This window comes from Virgibacillus sp. SK37 (genome assembly GCF_000725285.1).
Taxonomy (GTDB): Bacteria; Bacillota; Bacilli; order Bacillales; family Amphibacillaceae; genus Virgibacillus_Q.
Map to the genome: position 1 here is coordinate 2,928,324 of NZ_CP007161.1, position 18,171 is coordinate 2,946,494.

Sequence of the window (18,171 nt, forward strand, 5' to 3'; positions counted from 1 at the left end):
GTGACGCCCCCTTGGAGGGAGAAGGCACCACAGGATTACTTGCTTGTCGTTGCTTGTTTAATAATTTTTTCATCTTTTTGCAGGATAGGTGCATCTACTTCCACCGTGTTCGGATATTTAATTCCTGCACCAGTATTTAATACGACAACTTTTTCTCCATCCTTAATCCAGTTTTGCGCACGCAATTCCTTGGCTGCCGCAAATGCTGCTGCACCTTCTGGACAAACGAACGCTCCATCCGCTTTAGCCACGGAAGCGACTTCATCTAAGATTTTCATATCGTTTACGGCAATAGCACATCCATCCGTTTCACGAATCGCATCAAGGATAAGGAAATCTCCTAACGCTTTCGCAACATTAATTCCAAATGCTACCGTTTCTGCATTTTCCCAAGGCTCCGCGCTTGTTTTCCCTTCTTCCCATGCTTTTACAATTGGGGCACACCCTTCTGATTGAACAGCGACCAATCTTGGCATTTTACCTTCAGCGATCCAGCCTAATTCCTGTAATTCGCGAAGTGCCTTATAGATACCAATTAAGCCGACACCTCCACCTGTTGGGTAAAGAATAACATCAGGGACTTCCCAGTTAAATTGCTCGGCAATCTCTAAGCCCATTGTCTTTTTACCTTCAATACGGTAAGGCTCTTTAAGTGTTGAAGCATCAAACAGGTTATAATCCTTAACGGCTTGTCCAACGATTTTGCCAGCATCTCCGATCAGCCCATTTACCAAATATAAATCTGCTCCTGCAGCAACACATTCTTTCCGTGTGATCTCCGGTGCATCTAGTGGCATAACAACAGTAGAAGTTATCTCAGCTTGCGCACAATATAGTGACCAAGCTGCTCCAGCGTTGCCATTTGTAGGCATCGCTAATTCCTTCACTCCCACTTCTTTCGCCTTGGATACACCAACTGCAGCTCCTCTTGATTTGAATGAACCAGATGGAATTAAGCCTTCATCCTTCATATAAAGATTAGGGATATCCATCTCTTTTCCCGAATTTTTCATATGCAGCATTGGTGTCATTCCTTCTCCCAATGTAACACGGTTTTCCGGGTCTTCCACTGGAAGCAACTCATGGTAGCGCCACAGATCCGGTGTTCTTTTTAACAAATCCTCTTTGCTGAAATTGCTTTTTAATTCATCCATTTTATAAGATACGAGCAATGGTGAACCACATTTGCATAATTGCTGCTTTTCCTTCGTGCTATATGTTTCTTCACATTTTGGACAATATAGATGAGAGACATAACTATAAGTCATTTTAAAACCTCCTGATCATGATAGATTAATAGATTTAGCGAATGGCAATAGATTCAATTTCAATTTGTGCACCCTTAGGTAACTCTTTCACACCAACCATTGCACGGGCAGGCTTATACTCACCGAAGAAGCGAGCATATACTTCATTAACCTCGGCAGCTTTCTCTAAGCTAGTCATAAAAATCGTATTTTTTACAACGTTTTCTAAGCTAAGACCTGATTCCTTAAGGATTGCTTCAATATTTTTAAGTGATTGCTCTGCCTGTTCTACGACATTCTCACTCATTTCATTTGTGTTTGCATCAATAGGCAATTGACCTGAAACAAATACCATATTATTCTTTTCCACTGCCTGGGAATAAGCTCCTACCGCCGCAGGTGCATGTTCTGTATGGACTTTAGTAAACATTATCTCAACTCCTGTGTTTGATTAAAATTAGATTCTGTACGGATCTTTTGTAAATAATTATAAATTGTAAATTTAGACACACCCAGCACACTTGCCGAGTATTCTGTGGCTCCCTTAATCAGGTAAGCCCCTTTGGATTCTAATTCTTTAACCACTTCAATCTTTTCCTCTGTGTCTAAAAGTGCCGGGGCTTTATGGTATTTTTGCAATGCTTGATTTGTCATTGTTTCAATTACGTCATGAACATCTGTATGAAAGCTTTCTTTACTTTGTCCGTCATCTGCAAAGCTTATAAAGTCTTTAATCTCCCCCCCTATTTGAATTAACAGGCTGATATCGATATTAATACACAGAGCACCAATTACGGCATCTTCGCTATCCCGAAGGAAAACAGTGGAAGACTTCATCACCAACCCTTTGTTGGAGGTAGTCTTATAATTTGCGAAATCGGTTACATTTTCACTCCGTAATTGTTCCAAAACTAAATCCGTAATGGGTGATCCTATTTCTCTGCCTGTGATCGTTCCTGCCAAATGAATGAGTGAGCTTTCTAAATTACTAAAATCATGTACTGCTACTTCACATTTGGCACCAAACATTTTCACTAAAATATCTGCTGTTCTAATCGCCTGATCAAAGATTATATCCTTTTCATTTTTCAAATTAATTCTCCTAAACAAATACTTTCAAATTATTAGTTAATTTGATAATTCATATAATAACAAAGAAATTTTATATTTGCAACAATTTTTTAATGCTTAAAATTTTTTAGTAAGTATGGATTATTTTTAAGCATTAGAACCCATTCTTAAAGTTACCTAAGCAAATAAAAAAACCTCCCTTTATCACCTAAATCGCGATAGTAGAGAGGGTACATATTATCTTTCCGATTTCTTCTTGAGTTCTGCTTTTCCTGCCTTTAAAAACGAGAGGCCCATCATAATAATAATTATGGAAAATGGCAGTGCAGAAATAATAACCGTGTTCTGCAATCCTTGCGTTCCTCCAAAATATACCACGATTGCCGCTACAGCTGCCTGGGTAAATCCCCAGATCACTTTTACCGTGTTTGCGGGATTTACAAGTCCGTTTGTCGTTAGCATTCCTAACACAAAGGTTGCTGAATCTGCTGATGTTATGAAGAAAATGCTGACAACTAAAATAGTTAATATCGACATCACCATACCAAGCGGATATTGTTCAAGCATGCCGAATGTCATTGTTTCAAGATTTAACTTGGATAGTTCAGCCATACCATTCCCTTCTACATACAGAGCTGAAACTCCAAAGATGGAAAAGAAGATAAAACAAACAAGGGCTGGGACAAATAGCACTCCCATCATAAACTCTTTCACCGTACGTCCTCGGGAAATTCTTGCAATAAATGTACCGACAAACGGAGACCAGGAAATCCAGAACGCCCAATAAAACAATGTCCAGTTGTTAATCCAGGTACGTTCATCTGCACTTTGTGGAGCAAGTCGAAAGCTCATTTGTACAAAATCAGCGATATAGTTGCCAAGTGTATTTGTAAACATGTTAAGAATATACATCGTTGGTCCAATAACAAATAGCATGACAAATAAAATAAAGCCAATTCCCATATTGATATTACTTAAATACTTAATTCCCTTACCTACTCCGGACCATGCAGAAATAATAAACAGTACCGTTGTAATGGTTAACACAAGTAGCTGTACAGCGAAGGTCTGTGGTGTATCAAATAAGAAGTTGAAACCACCAGTTATTTGAGCTGACCCAAATCCGAGAGCTGCTGCCACGCCAACAACTGTAGCAAAAACAGCGAGCACATCGATCACTTTACCGAGTGCTCCTTTCATTAAATCTTCACCAAGTAACGGGATTAGCGTAGCACTGATCAAACCTGGGTAACCTTTATGAAATTTAAAATAGGCAAGTACCATACCAACAATGGCATAAATCCCCCATGCACTTATTCCCCAATGTAGGAAAGTATATTTTAAGGCATCATCAATGGCTTGATCCGTACCAAGTTCTGCAGTAGGGGCTGATTTAAACGCATAGGTGATCGGTTCTGCTGTTGACCAAAATACAACACCGATCCCCATCCCTGCACTGAATAGCATGGCAAACCAGGATGACAGACTGAATTCAGGTTTTTCATTTGTTTTTCCTAGTCTAATTTTACCAAACCTCGAGAAAATCAGATAAATACAAAATAATAAAATTGCTGTGACAAGTAATAAATAATACCAGCCAAATCGCTCAGAAATAAATGTAGTAAGACTTGATGTCACACTTTCTAAATGCTTTGGGGCAATTGATCCCCATGCCACTAACGCCAAACACCCTGCTAACGCATACCAGAAAACAGAAGTTACCTGTTTCATTTCCTCCACCTCAATATAAATTATGTATGTAAAACTTTTAAACTGCTTAACCCTAATTTCCCTAATTTATAAAAGAAAAACCAAAAATCAAAAATTTCCTAATGGTAGTAGTTACCTTTTTATCCATCCAGCAAAAAAAATGCTAAAACTTTTTTAATTGCTCCAAAGTTTAATCCGCATTCAAAAAAGGAATCGATGGAAATAAAGAGAGAAAGGATGGGATACCATGCTAGAGGTTAATGCTACAGAGCATAGTGCTATGATGAAAATAATACTTCATGGGAAAGTAACAAAAGAAGACATCCAGCGTTTTGAAGGCGAATTCAAAAGGAAAATTCTTGAACAAGAACCGATTAACCTTTTACTTATTATAAAAGATTGGGAGGGAATCACCTTAGATGGTCTGATGGAGGATATGAAAATGGTGCAATATGTAAAAAGCATTAAAAAGATGGCAGTGGTTTCTGACGAAAAATGGGTCAAGGCAGATGCGAAAATAGAGAATCAACTGCCTGGTGTTCAAGTAGTCTATTATCCACCAGAGGAAATACAATCGGGGAAGAATTGGCTGTATGCTTAATCAGGATCTAAGAATAATAAAATTGGAGGGACAATAAGCTGTGTTTGTCCCTCCAATTATTCTTTATGCATATGCTTAGCAACTTCTTGTGTGTCCTCGGCTGTTTTTTCCGACTCTCCTATTAATGTGCGATAGTTTTTTACTCCACTTCGATCATCTTCAACAATTAGATCACCCTGCTGGACATCGAGTGGAAGTTTTCCCATATCTATTTCTTTGGTTATCCTTTCATTTTCCTGATCTAGTAAAATCACTGTATCACCTATAATATTATCAACGATATATTTTTTCATGCTTGTTCCTCCCTGAATAAAAGATTCTCTATTAATTGCTTTCCCAAATTTAAGTTGTATGAAACAACAACCTACTTATGAACTAGGGACAGAAAGAATTATGATTGTGATCTTTTATCCAGTCAAAGGCAACTGGTCCTAACGGTGCCAAACTATCTTGCCTAGAGAGCAAAGGTCACTAACCTTTACTCTTTATCCAAAAAGTTTGAGATTCTTTCTACAAATAAGGAACGGTCATAGGATTGGTAGAGTCCACTTGCTAATTTGACAGGATCCCCGAAGAAAAAACGTTCATATTGAATTTCACGCGTGCCAAATGCGCTCATGGAAACTTCCCAGGCAAGACGGAAAAGCTTCACCCGCGATAACGCGTCATCAGCTTTTGACTGTAAATAATGATCTAAATCTTTCCTTATCTCAGAATCAAATGCTGCTTCTGTAGGAATGGAAATTAGCCCGCTCGCTCCTAATTGTTGGATAATCTCTGTGAAACGCGCATACGCTTTCGGGAAGATATTGCAGGCCACAGCAAGCGTAGCCTGGTCTGGTCGCATATATCCCCATTCATCCAGTTCCGCTTCCGCTTCTGCTTTAAGAAGCAATGCTTTCAATGTCTCCAAAGCAATAATAATCTCTGTAGTTTTTTCCTGTACATGTTGATATTCGCCAATACAAATACTATTAATAATAGACTGAACAAGTCCCAGAATAAATTCCGTTTTTATAATCTGTCTGGATACAGCTTGATGTAAGGTAAAAGGCAAAAAAGAACTTGATGCCATAAATGTGTTTGAAACAGGAATATTATTGTAATAAAACACACGCTCCCATGGCACAAGCACCTGATCAAACACTACGACCATATCCATCTCTTCATACCTTGAGCTTAGCGGATAATTAAATGCCGAATCTCCTCCGACAAATGACTCTCTGGCAATAAATCGAAGTCCTTTTGTGTTACTTGGAATAGAAAAAGCGAATCCATTTGCTTTATCCTGAATGCCGCCAGCAGCTAATACAAGTATTTCATCTGTTATTCCACCTTGTGTTGCAAGTAATCTGGCTCCATTTACTACCATTCCTTCATCGGTTTCTTTAATCACTTTTGCGGCTATTGGCTGCTCCGTATCTTCTATATAGAAAGTTTGTCGATTTACTTGTGGGCTAATAAAGGTATGCGTCATGGAAATATCATTTTCCCGAGCGTATTCATAAAATCGAAGTAAATTTTCCGGGTAACAGTTCTCCTTATCCTCTAAAAATCTTGCCGATGATGCTAATGCCATTAGTACTGTATTCATATAATCAGGGCTTCTCCCCATCATGCCATTACTTGCTAGGGCCCATTGCTGAATCATCTTTCGTCTTTTTACTAAATCCTCTTTTGTCTTTGGCTGCAAATAAGACATCCCTACTCGCTCGCCCGTTAACGGGGAAGAATATGTCATGATATCCTTTAATTTGGGCATAAATTGAAGATCATATAATGCCCCCTGGCTTTTTATAATTCCTCTGCAAGCCGGATGTTCAGAAACATTTCCTTTTACCTGAGTTCCATCGATCCAAATCTCTGCCTGCATTTGATCTATCCGTTTCTTATACTCATTTCCTCTGATTGCCGGCATACACCCACCCCTGACTTTTTGTAACTGTTGTCGTGATTCTCTTGCAATGATAATTGAACTTTCCTTATTATTTATTTTATTTATCGAGCCCAAATGCGTTACTAATTTTCTTATTTCAATACAAGCTGTTACCCGTCCCCTATACCTTCTACTTGCTTTTCCCCATTGAACGAGTAGACTTAAAAGAGAATAATTAACAACCTTTTTGACAGGAGTATACCAAATGGAAAACACCAGACCGACTAGCATCAAACCCTTTTTCTCTCTTATTTTTTCTACCGGATTGCCTAAGCTGCTATTGAGCATTGGGCTTTTGACAAGTATCATTACAACTCTCGCTGGCTTAGTTGTTCCTTTATTAACTAAAAATCTTGTTGATAACTTCTCCACAGCAACACTAAGTACTCCACTAATAATCGCAATTGCGATCGCTTTTATTTTTCAAGCTATCATGAACGGGGTATCTATTTATGCATTATCTGCGGTAGGTCAGCATGTTGTTGCAAAACTTCGTGAAAGGATGTGGCTGAAGCTCATTCGTTTGCCAATTCGCTTTTTTGATACGACATCAAGCGGGAAAACAGTCAGCCGTGTAGTCAATGATACGAACGTGGTTCGCGATTTAATATCTGATCAATTCCCACAATTCATAACTGGAATCGTTTCTATCATTGGGGCAATCACCATTCTGCTTATCATGGATTGGAAGATGACACTAGTAATGCTTGTAAGTGTTCCATTCATCGTTTTAATTCTTTTACCACTTGGAAGACAAATGGGAAAAATCTCCCGAAGCCTGCAGGATGAAACAGCTATTTTTACTGGTGATGTGCAACAGACGCTTAGTGAAATTCGCTTAATGAAAGCATCCAACGCAGAGAAATCAGAAGCGACGAAAGGAAAACTAGGAATTAAGAAACTTTTAAACCTTGGCTTGAAGGAAGCTAAAATCTACGCACTTATTGCTCCAATAATGTATTTCGTCATGATGGTGGTTATCGTCATGATTATTTCCTATGGCGGTATGCGCGTAGCAAGCGGGAGTATGTCCACAGGTTCTTTGGTCGCGTTTTTACTCTATCTGTTTCAAATTATTATGCCTGTCACCACATTTGCGATGTTCTTTACACAACTGCAAAAAGCAAAAGGAGCGACAGAGCGCATTATTGAAATTCTGGATCAACAATTAGAAAAAGGACAGGAGGGCATGGTCCGAGATATTACAGGTGAAAGTGTGCATGTGAGACATGTATCTTTTGCTTATGGTAATGAAGAAAAAGTGTTGGAGGATGTGACATTTTCAGCAGCTCCAGGTGAAATGGTTGCCTTTGCCGGACCAAGTGGCGGTGGAAAAACTACTTTGTTCGGTATGCTTGAGCGTTACTATATTCCAGATACGGGAGAAATTTTGATAGGTGATATACCCATTCAGGAGATGTCGCTTACATCCTGGCGGCAGCAAATTGGCTATGTTTCTCAGGATAGTCCGATGATGGCTGGAACGATTAGGGAAAATCTTTGTTATGGACTGGAAGAAAAACAGATTCCTGATGACCAACTTTGGGCGGTTGCTAAGATGGCATATGCATCACAGTTTATCCAAGAATTTCCGCAAGGGTTGGATACAGAAGTTGGTGAACGTGGCATTAAGCTTTCCGGAGGGCAACGACAACGTATCGCTATTGCCCGTGCTTTTCTAAGAGATCCGAAAATTCTAATGATGGACGAGGCGACAGCCAGTCTTGACAGTCAATCGGAAGGTATTGTACAGCAAGCATTAAGCCGATTAATGGAGGGGAGAACTACCTTTATAATCGCTCATAGGCTCTCGACGATTGTCGATGCAGATAAAATCGTGTTCATTGAAAAGGGGAAGGTTACCGGAATGGGAACTCATCAGGAATTAATCAAGCAACATGCCCTCTATCGTGAATTTGCTGAGCAACAATTAACCTAAGAACGATAAAGAAGCTCTGCTGTTCCAATTAATCGGACAGTAGAGCTTTTTTTATTTTAATAAATCGGTGAGAAATCCACCACTTCCCGTACTCTTTGTTAAAAAATCCATTCCATAATAGGAAGCAAAGCCCATAATAAGTGTCCATGCCACAACACTAATGGTCATCCAAACAGCTATCTGTGTTTTGGAACCACCAAAACCCATCGCTAAAATGGCACCAAGATGACTTCCGGTAATAAATGGAGCTACTAATGCAAGACCAGGAAGACCGTATTTCTTCCATACCCCTGCTGCGCGTTTTTCCTTCTTCTCGGAAACATGCTCCCCGTTTTGGATCTTCTTTTCTTTTCGACGATGCAACCATGCTTTTACCTTGTCTGTTAATAGAATCAATAAATAGATTGTTAGTATATTTCCACTGAATGCCAAAATGGTAACCGGTAGAGCATCTAAACCTGCGGCTACACCAATTGGAATGACACCCACCACTTCAAAAAACGGTGTCGCCCCTAGCAAGAAAATAACAAGATAAGCTACATAAATACTCATTTTATTCTCCCCCTCTACCTCACATACTTCTCACTTCAAAATAAAAGCCTCCGAACACAGAAGAAAAATGTGTTCGGAGGGATGTGCTACTAAATCAATACTGTCGGCCATTTCCCACATTCAACATATATTAGCTTTTATCTTTATTATACTGCATATAAACAACCTGAGTAACAAGGAAGTCTTCAACACCATGCTTCCCGTCTGTGCCTCCAAGACCTGACTTACGCATACCTGCATGATAACCTTGTACTGCTTCAAAGTTTTCGCGGTTTACGTACGTTTCACCGAATTTCAGCTCGTTAATCACACGCATGGCTTCATTCATGTCATCCGTATAAACAGAAGAAGATAGTCCATACACCGTGTCATTACCTTTTTGAATTGCTTCATCCAGCGTTTTAAACGTATCAATAGGAATTACTGGACCAAAAATCTCATCCTGCATAATAGCTGATTGATGGTCTACATTTGTTAGAATGGTTGGCTTATAGAAATAACCCTTTTCGCTTTCTGCACGTTCACCACCAGTGACTACCTTTGCACCATCTTCTTTTGCTTGCTCTACCATGGAGGATACAGCTTCCAGACGATCTTTACTAATTAAAGGACCTACATCTGCATCTTTATTTTTTCGAGGATCGCCAATGGTTTTATTTTCGAAGCTTTCTTTCAGCTTGCTCACAAACGTGTCGGCAATATCTTCATGGACATATACACGCTCTGCATTGGTACATGCTTGTCCATTATTTGCTAACCGTGATGTTACAACATTCTCAATTGCTACCTCAAGATCAGCATGCTTCGTCACAATCGCCGGAGCCTTTCCACCTAGCTCGAGATTGACTTTTGTAATGTTTTGCGCAGCAGCCTCCATTATTTTTGTTCCAGCAGGGATACTTCCTGTCATAGAAACCATCGCAACTTTTTCATGCCTTGTCAGTGCATCACCGACTTCTGAGCCAGTTCCTGTTACAACATTATAAACACCTTTAGGAATGTCATCCATGCTATCAACAATTTCAGTGAAGGCCATTGCCGTATTTGGTGTTTTTTGGCTTGGTTTTAACACAATTGTACAGCCTGTGACGAGTGCTGTGGCTACTTTCCTGGCGAGAATGAATACTGGGAAATTCCATGGAACGATTCCCGCAATGACGCCAATTGGCTTTTTATAAATATAAATGTTTTCATTTGGACGATCACTTGGAACAATTTCTCCTTCTATTCTGCGTGCCCATTCGGACATATACTGAAAATAATCAATGGCCAGATCTACTTCGCCCTGTGCCAGCTCATAATCTTTTCCTTGCTCCTCCTGTAACAATTCAATAAAGGTTTCCCGCTTTTCTTGAATTGCTTCTCCTAATTTACGGACGATTTTCCCGCGTTCAATGTTAGGGGTAAGCTCCCACGATTTTTGTGCTTCAAATGCCGCCTCAACTGCTCGATTAACATCTTCATTTGTTCCTCGTTGAGCTTGTGAAATTACTTCCTCTGTAGCAGGATTAATAATATCCAGCCAGTCGTTTCCTGTAGAGTCCGTATATTCTCCATTAATGTATAAATGATGTCTTTTCATCATCTAGCTCCTCCTTCACCCTATTTAAGTGGTTTGTTGTCTATTAATGCTATTCCACTTAAAAAAAGGAGTTAAACAAGAGAGGTGCTATGGCAAATGTTATTTAATACATTCCTAGTAAGCAAAAAGACGGTTCTCCTGCCCCATTTGGGTCAAGAGAACCGTCCCCTCGGTCCATTTTATTCTACTTTAAAACGATTAACTACTTCCTGTAGCTCATTCGCGATTTTATCCATTCGCTCTGTGGAAGAAGCTACTTGATGCATTTGTGTCTGTTGTTCTGCAGCAGAAGCACTTACTTCCTCTGCAGATGCGGCTGTTTCCTGAGATATAGCTGATACGCTTTGAATTGCAGCCATTGCCTGTTCTTTATAGTCCATCATATCCGTAAGCTTTTCGGCCAATTGATTCACAGATTGGCCAAGCTGTTTGGCCATTTCCGCGTTCTTATTGAAAGCTTCCTCTGTATTAGAAACAGAATGATTATTTTGCTCCATTAATTTTCCATTTTCAGCAATTAATGCAACGGTCTGTTCCGACTCATTTAAAATCTCTTGAACAGTCTCTTGGATCACCTTCGTTTCATTACTGGATTCCTCTGCAAGCTTGCGAACTTCCTCAGCAACAACAGCAAATCCTTTGCCATGTTCACCCGCACGTGCTGCCTCAATACTAGCATTCAATGCAAGTAAATTTGTTTGTGCTGTAATACCATGAATGGTCTCGATTACTTTATCAATAGCTGCAATCCGGCTGGTCAAAGACTGAATTTGCTGCTGAACCTTTTTATTCATATCATTGGTAGCCTCGTTGTGCTCACGCAATTGTGTTACTTGCTTAATGCCTTGGCTAGTAGACTCTTTAGCATTGATGGAGAACTGGTCCATTTCCCTCGACAAATAAGATAACACATCAATTTGTGTTGATAAATCAGCCATTTGTTGATTTGTATTCTCTGCATCAGCAGATTGCTGCGATGCACCCTGTGCAATCTCATCTACTGCAAGCGCCACCTCTTCACTGGCAGCCGTTACTTCATTTACTGTACGTGAAACATCTGTGGATGATTCATTTAAATTTGTGGATGACTCCTTGACGACTTGAATGACTTTACTAGTTTCACTTAGCATATCATTAAATGCCAATGCGACTGCACCAATTTCGTCTTTACGAATTTTTCCTGGGTCAACTCTTTTCGTTAGATCTCCTGAGGCTGCTGTTTCCATGGATTCATATAAAAATCTTAATGGGCGTAAATTACGATGGATGAACATGGAAGAAGCTCCAGCCATAAGTAAAATCATTGCTGCACCGGCAATAATTGTAATTAACGCAAAATCTGTAAATGTCTTGACAATGGTTGATCTACTAATAACTGTCTGGATCGCCCAAACTTCATCAATCCCCTCTAGCTTAACTGGAGCAAACGCATTAAATGCCTTTTCCTGCAGTTGTTTAGAATCGACATACGTATTTGTTACATTTCCAGCCATTAATCCCTCTTTAAGGGGCGCCCAGTCTAAAGCCTCCGCCATATTAGAGCCGGTCAATTTCTGATTAATGCTGTTGGCAACAACTAATCCTTGATCCGTAATAATGGAGGAATATCCTCCGTCTGGTTGCATCTCTTTGACCAACTCATCTAAAAATCCCATATCAAAATGTGCAGAGATTACTCCGAGGAATTGATCATCCTTTGAAATTAATGGAATAGCAATAGAAGAAGCAGATCTTGTCTCATCTCCCATTTTATATGATATAGGTTCAGTTAAAACAGACCTTTTTTCCTTCTTAGGAATCAAATACCAATCGCCATCGCCTGCTTTATCTAATCCGGAGGCAGGGTTTGTATAAACCTCTCCCTTCACTTTAGAAGCATAAGGGATAAAGCGATCTTGTTGATCTACCAAATTGAAATCAATGGAATCTTTCTCTGGTAATACCCCCTCTTCCAAAACAGTTGCGATCCCAGAAATGGAAGGATTGTTCATCAGTACATTTTCCATCATCGATAGGACACCATCAGCTGTTATGGTGTTGTCATTATAAGTTCCTTCGACTACAATTTTCATTGTATCCAATGTCTTCTTTGTTTGATTCAAATTATCACTTAAATTCGCAGCATAATATCTCGTATGCTCATTTGCAAAGTTCTCCCCATCTTCTACCGCTTTGGTGTGCAGAATGCTGCTGGAAATGGTTGCATAAGCAATGAACAACACGAGAAATAAGCCGATAATAAGTCCTGATAATCTCCATGAAATACTATTTCTTTTCTTCATAATTAAGTCCTTTCTTTCCTGTTGTCTAGTAAATAAGTACTAGTTACCATAATGTTATCGGCGGGGATGGAAGAAATATGAAGGATATTGAATAGAGTTCTAACAAAATAGTGATATATAGCTATATTCAATTACTACAACTTTAATGGAGCTGTTGCAATTGTTGGAGTATAAACTAAAATCGTACACTATACATAGTTGGAGGAAATTGTGAACTAGAGAAAAAAACTAACGGCAGCAAGGAAAGGGAGAGTCCGCCGCACAATAGATTAATCGGCTGCAGAGCGAAGTAATCCGCCGCAGATATTCAGGGACTAGCTATATCTGCTTACCATACACTACTTTCTAAAATAGCATCTACAAACAAGCTAGTTCGCAGCTTATCCATTTTCCAAAACATTGAATAACCTCAACATTTATATTAGAACCAATTTGTTTAGCGAAATAGGGAATGCAAAAGACCTCTATTAAAGCATAGAGGTCTTTCCAACAAATTGAATATTATTTTCCAGACAAATATCTTCCCTATTCAAACTATCTTTTCCCTTTGCCGTTAGCTCGGATGCGCACGTCATCTGTCAGTTTTGAATTTTCTTCCTTCTTATCTAAAACTTTTCCATAAACATTGTATACATCTATGTTATTGCTAAACGCAAGATCTAACTCTCGTTTTCTTGGACGAATTTCAGGGATTGTCCCTTCAAACAAAAATGTAGTGGCAGAAACTTGCTCTGCTAACTTAAATTCAATTTCCGAGTCACCGATCGTTCCAGAGAGCTTCCGATCACCCGTTAACATGACATAGCTATCAAATGTCATTTCCACCTGAATAGTTTCTCCAGGCCGATAAACATTTGGGGTTTTCTTTACTGTACCAAAAGCTTCAACTCGTGGTGCGGGAGCCTCTTTCTCCTTTTTCCACTTAACAAAGTCGGTATTAAATTTCCTAAAATCCATGACAGTATTTGGGGTACCTTCATAAAAAAGACCAATATTTCCATCTGTTAAATTAGTAAGACTGGAATAGCCGTAATGCCCTTCTTTGACAAGCTGATCATATTTCCAATCAATTGAATATTTTTTATGCCCATTTTCATAGGTTCCTGATTCTTCTATTAGCCCTATTCGTACTGTTCCATTCACTCTGCTCACAGAGTTATTGGCACTGGAGAAGATAAGTGCCTCTTTGCCATCAACATTACCATCATAGCGAATAACAGACATCTGGCTATATGGCGCAACCAGATCCTTTTCTGTTACAACTTCGTCATCCCATGTTTCTCCACCGTCAAAGCTTGTAGCAATTTGCGCATAACCAGAACGGTTTCTCATAAACAATTTCAGCTGACCATCAGGCATTTCAACAACCTGTGACTCAGTAACCTCGTAGGCATTATTATTAAAGTCCTTCTCATGAATGACCTCTCCGTTTCCTACAACTCTTCCTTCATTAGGTGATGCACCGCGGTGCCATGTCTTACCATTATCGTCACTATAAACAACGGCACTCGCCTGTTTAAAGTTATCATTTAAAAAGTACACTGGGAAAACAAGTCTTCCTTTATGTTCACCTTCTGTTAATTGAATACCGTTACCTGGTCCAGTACCTAGGAATGCCATCCACTCTTCTTTTACCTCATCATTTAAGTCAATCGTTCCTTCCCATGTTTCCCCTTCATCATCACTATAATAGAGTTCGAGATAGGAAGTTTTATATGGCTTCAAAGGTGTCGTCTTACTGAATATATTGTCTATTTTTTCTCCATTTAAGTATAGGTTCCTTCTTTCATCAACCTTGTAATTCGTTTGATTTCCTTTATTATCATACACTTGTCCACCATCGCGAACAGTATATTCCTTTCCGGATTCATCTGTTAGAAGCATATACTTTTCCCCATCAATTGATTTAAAACCAGTTCCTTTATAGGAATTCACTCCAAAACCACCCATTAGACCTGCACCATGCGGAAAGCCATCTACTAAGGCGAATACGCGTTCATTTGTCTTGTCCTGAAGAAAAGCTAAATCAATATTAGAAGCTTGGTCAGGATAGTCGTTGACCATAATACCGTTCTTTTCCCAAGTGTCTCCATCATCAAAGCTTCTCCGAATAACCGCATCAATATTATTTGGAGAATCAGCTCCATTTTCTACCCGGCGGTCAATTCCGGCAATCAATGTACCTTTTTCTGTATAAAATAGTGCTGGAATTCGATAATTATTGGAGTCCATAAAGCCTGGGTAAAAAATACTTTCAGGGTCCGTTACATAGGCTTCGTCTGGCATTGGATTTACAAGTGGTGCAGCACTTGTCACTCCTGTAATTGCCGTCAAAGTTTCGTCAGAGAGTGGCTGATTGTAAATCTTTGCAAAGTCAATATCCCCCTTGAAAGGATAATTGTTCCCACCAGCTGCTCTCTCTGTTCTGCCAAGTTGAGCACTGTTCGGCTTGTGTATATTGTTTAAAAATTTCCTAGGTGACGTGGTGTCTTCTTTAATTAATTCTCCATCCAGGAAGTATTTATATCCTGCTTCTTTATCTACCACCATTGCCAGTGTATAGACATGTCCTTCTTTTAGGTTTGCAGCAGCAGATGTATGAACGTTTTCTTGGGGTTCCCCTGGCTTTTGAAATCGATTTTCACTACCAATGGACGATGGGGAGATGTATAAATGGAAATGACCATTAGCGAGATTACTATTACTTAGTGAAAATAATGACATAATAGAAGATCCCGTATAACGAAAGCGTACAACAATCGTCCCTTCTTCCAATTTCTTCAGCTTATCAATTTCACTATTAAGATTTGTGAAATACCCATTTTCTATTTGCTCATTCTCTACACTTACTATTGGTTCAGCATTAGGTGCAGATGCTTCAACTAGCTTCTGATCTGCTCCTATGAAAACAAGAATTAACACCGAAAAAATGATAACGTATACATTTTTCTTCAATTCACTTCCTCCTTCTTAAACTGTATAAACATTTTTTCGTCATACCTCCTTCTAATGTTTACCAATTTTAATTAGTTGAAATATTATCATAATGATAGTTAGGTGTCAAAATGATAAATAATAAGAACAGCGATTATCATTAAAGAAAAAATGATGGTATGTAAACATCTTGCAATAAATATAGTGCATAAGTCCTTTGCTAATCTGTTATTCCACTAAAAGAAAATTAAAAAATGATCCATCAGCCTCTTAATTATTTCTTAAACAGGAAAAAAGCACCCTTTTAAAAAGAGTGCTGAAGTCTGTATAGATATATTCGGAAAAATTACCTTAAGTATTAGCAGATAGTTTATAAAAGAACTAAACGAAACGACCTGCTTCTGATTAAGCAAGTCAGAAACACCATTCCCCAGATTCCTTTGTGGATGCTCTTAAAATTAACTCCACATCATGAATTTCTGATTTAACTTCTGTTTCAGGATCTTCAATTTGTTTAATCAGTAGTTCAGCAGCTTGCTTCCCAATTGCATAAATTGGTTGCTTTATTGTCGTTAATGGAGGCGAGGTAATCTTGCCTAGCTCTATATCATCAAATCCAATTACTGAAAGCTTTTCTGGTACTGGGATGTTTAAATACTCAGCGGCTTTCAGCACGCCTATTGCCATTAGGTCGTTCGCTGCAAAGATACCGTCTATGGATGGATTATTCTTGAGCATTTCCAGACCAGCATGAAAACCTCCACGAATATTGTAATCACCAACCTGTACAAAGTCACTTGTCAACCAGTCTTCTTTTTTTACAACATCCAAGTAACCTTGCAGCCTGTTTCTAGAGCTACTTACATTTTCCGGACCACAAATATGTCCAATTTGTTTACAACCTATCGATTGCAAATGCTCGACAGCTTGTCTTGCCCCATCTCGATTATCTACGGTGACGGAAGCGAGTCCAGAACTAATTTTTCTATCCAATGCCACCATTGGCACATTCACATTTTCAATTTGTATGGCTTTGATCGTATTTGAGACAAAAATAAAGCCATCAATCGACTTTTGTAATAATGCCTGTAAATAGTCCATTTCCTTTTGGTTATCGTTATCTGTATTACATAAAATAAATGTATATCCCCTCTTATTTGCCATATCCTCCACAGCTCTGGCCAGCTCTGAAAAAAAGGGGTTTTGAATATCAGGTACAAATAATGCAATCATTTTTGACCTTCCTTTAAATAAACTACGGGCAACATCATTTGGCCGATAATCCAATTGCTTTATTGCTTCTTCCACCTTTTGCTTTGTATTTTCATTTACATATCCGTTTGCATTGATGACTCGAGAAACAGTTGCTACAGATACATTTGCTAATTTGGCAACATCTCTAATTGTTGACATCTGTAAACTCACCTCACTATGTAACGCGTTATACATCCACTTATACAAAATATGTGTAACCCGTTACATAAATAATAAATTGATTTTGTAAGCTTGTCAATAGTGCAAAAACTGAAGAAATTGAAGTTTGTTTATGTATAGCTGAACTCTTACTAAAATTTAACTCATTTCTTCATCCTTGAATAAATGAAGAAGCGAAATGTAAAATGAGTATAAAGTTAAATGCACACGATTTCTATTTTATCTATTAGTCCAATCACCCTGCTTAGGAAAATTAAGACATATCCTGTGTAATCTATATTTAAAAGGAGATGAGTATGAAATGACTTTATCTTATACAAATTTTCGTGGTGAAGCATATTATTTGCATAGTAGTGCGACAAAGAAAGGAAATTTAACCTATCATTTTTCTAAAAAAGTTAAAGATAATGCAATAGATCAATTACCTAAGGGTTATGAAATATATGAAAATCCAAATGGGAAAGTATATTTACGAAAAGAACAGAAACAGATTGTTAGTGATCAGGAAATAAAAACGATTAAAAAAGGTCTTGAATACTACTCTCCTATAAAGGATATAAAGCTCGATGTAAAAAAGGAATATATTTATATTTATTACGCAAATAAAGAATTAGGGGAAGTTTTACCGTTTATGGATTCCCATACACAGGATAAATATAAGCAATATGAGACGGAACTGCGATTAGTATTAATTGACGAGGATGAACGATGTTTTGTAATGGAACGCTTCTGTTTTTTGGGGGGTGTTGATGATTGGATTGATTTGGAAGATTCGACAGATATAGAGGCTCTTCTAGCAAAGTATGCTCCACATATTGGACAAGAGACACTATTTGAGTTTGGGTAAAAATATCAAACAGGGGCGTATAGAAAGTACTTTTCG

General features: G+C 38.6%; 14 protein-coding genes. 3 read left to right on the plus strand and 11 right to left on the minus strand.

Features of this window, described 5'->3' with window-relative positions:
- Positions 1 to 35: 35 nt before the first annotated feature.
- The 4 genes from X953_RS14765 to X953_RS14780 form a co-directional block, all read right to left on the minus strand.
- Positions 36 to 1,268: a threonine synthase gene (locus X953_RS14765; protein ID WP_040956271.1), complete on the minus strand. Its 1,233-nt coding sequence runs from the start codon at positions 1,266 to 1,268 to the stop codon at positions 36 to 38.
- Positions 1,269 to 1,302: 34 nt separating this feature from the next.
- Complete coding sequence (locus X953_RS14770; protein WP_040956272.1) at positions 1,303 to 1,677, minus strand: RidA family protein; 375 nt, start codon at positions 1,675 to 1,677, stop codon at positions 1,303 to 1,305.
- Positions 1,677 to 2,339, minus strand: a complete 663-nt coding sequence (locus tag X953_RS14775) for a transcriptional regulator (RefSeq protein ID WP_040956273.1) — start codon at positions 2,337 to 2,339, stop codon at positions 1,677 to 1,679. The genes X953_RS14770 and X953_RS14775 overlap by 1 nt, the downstream gene beginning before the upstream one ends.
- A 216-nt stretch (positions 2,340 to 2,555) precedes the next feature.
- The gene (locus X953_RS14780; protein WP_040956274.1) at positions 2,556 to 4,049 is read right to left on the minus strand and encodes a BCCT family transporter; all 1,494 of its coding nucleotides are present in this window, start codon (positions 4,047 to 4,049) and stop codon (positions 2,556 to 2,558) included.
- A 226-nt stretch (positions 4,050 to 4,275) separates the two neighbouring features.
- On the opposite strand from X953_RS14780, the gene X953_RS14785 reads away from it, so the two are divergent.
- Positions 4,276 to 4,629, plus strand: a complete 354-nt coding sequence (locus tag X953_RS14785) for an STAS/SEC14 domain-containing protein (RefSeq protein ID WP_040956275.1) — start codon at positions 4,276 to 4,278, stop codon at positions 4,627 to 4,629.
- 56 nt (positions 4,630 to 4,685) lie between these two features.
- Here the strand turns inward: X953_RS14785 and X953_RS14790 are convergent, their stop codons facing one another.
- Positions 4,686 to 4,922 carry a hypothetical protein gene (locus tag X953_RS14790; protein WP_040956276.1) on the minus strand — a complete coding sequence of 79 codons (237 nt, stop codon included), beginning with the start codon at positions 4,920 to 4,922 and terminating at the stop codon, positions 4,686 to 4,688.
- 185 nt (positions 4,923 to 5,107) lie between these two features.
- The gene (gene hpaB, locus X953_RS14795; RefSeq protein ID WP_040956277.1) at positions 5,108 to 6,547 is read right to left on the minus strand and encodes a 4-hydroxyphenylacetate 3-monooxygenase, oxygenase component; all 1,440 of its coding nucleotides are present in this window, start codon (positions 6,545 to 6,547) and stop codon (positions 5,108 to 5,110) included.
- Positions 6,548 to 6,770: 223 nt separating this feature from the next.
- Here hpaB and X953_RS14800 point away from each other — a divergent pair, with 223 nt between their 5' ends.
- Positions 6,771 to 8,504: an ABC transporter ATP-binding protein gene (locus X953_RS14800; protein ID WP_040956278.1), complete on the plus strand. Its 1,734-nt coding sequence runs from the start codon at positions 6,771 to 6,773 to the stop codon at positions 8,502 to 8,504.
- Between the two features lie 51 nt (positions 8,505 to 8,555).
- Here the strand turns inward: X953_RS14800 and X953_RS14805 are convergent, their stop codons facing one another.
- The 5 genes from X953_RS14805 to X953_RS14825 all read right to left on the minus strand — a co-directional run bounded on the left by X953_RS14805 (position 8,556) and on the right by X953_RS14825 (position 17,267).
- Entirely contained in the window at positions 8,556 to 9,056 is a 501-nt protein-coding gene (locus tag X953_RS14805) for a small multi-drug export protein (protein ID WP_040956279.1), read from the minus strand.
- Positions 9,057 to 9,186: 130 nt separating this feature from the next.
- Positions 9,187 to 10,638, minus strand: coding sequence for an aldehyde dehydrogenase (gene aldA, locus X953_RS14810; protein ID WP_040957152.1), 1,452 nt, complete (start codon positions 10,636 to 10,638; stop codon positions 9,187 to 9,189).
- Between the two features lie 179 nt (positions 10,639 to 10,817).
- Entirely contained in the window at positions 10,818 to 12,920 is a 2,103-nt protein-coding gene (locus tag X953_RS14815) for a methyl-accepting chemotaxis protein (protein ID WP_040956280.1), read from the minus strand.
- 534 nt (positions 12,921 to 13,454) lie between these two features.
- On the minus strand, positions 13,455 to 15,875 hold the full coding sequence (locus X953_RS14820; RefSeq protein WP_052350154.1) for a sialidase family protein: 2,421 nt from the start codon (positions 15,873 to 15,875) through the stop codon (positions 13,455 to 13,457).
- A gap of 393 nt (positions 15,876 to 16,268) precedes the next feature.
- Complete coding sequence (locus tag X953_RS14825) at positions 16,269 to 17,267, minus strand: LacI family DNA-binding transcriptional regulator (RefSeq protein WP_040956281.1); 999 nt, start codon at positions 17,265 to 17,267, stop codon at positions 16,269 to 16,271.
- A gap of 322 nt (positions 17,268 to 17,589) precedes the next feature.
- Between X953_RS14825 and X953_RS14830 the strand changes: the two genes are divergently transcribed.
- Entirely contained in the window at positions 17,590 to 18,135 is a 546-nt protein-coding gene (locus tag X953_RS14830) for a hypothetical protein (protein ID WP_040956282.1), read from the plus strand.
- Positions 18,136 to 18,171 lie beyond the last annotated feature (36 nt).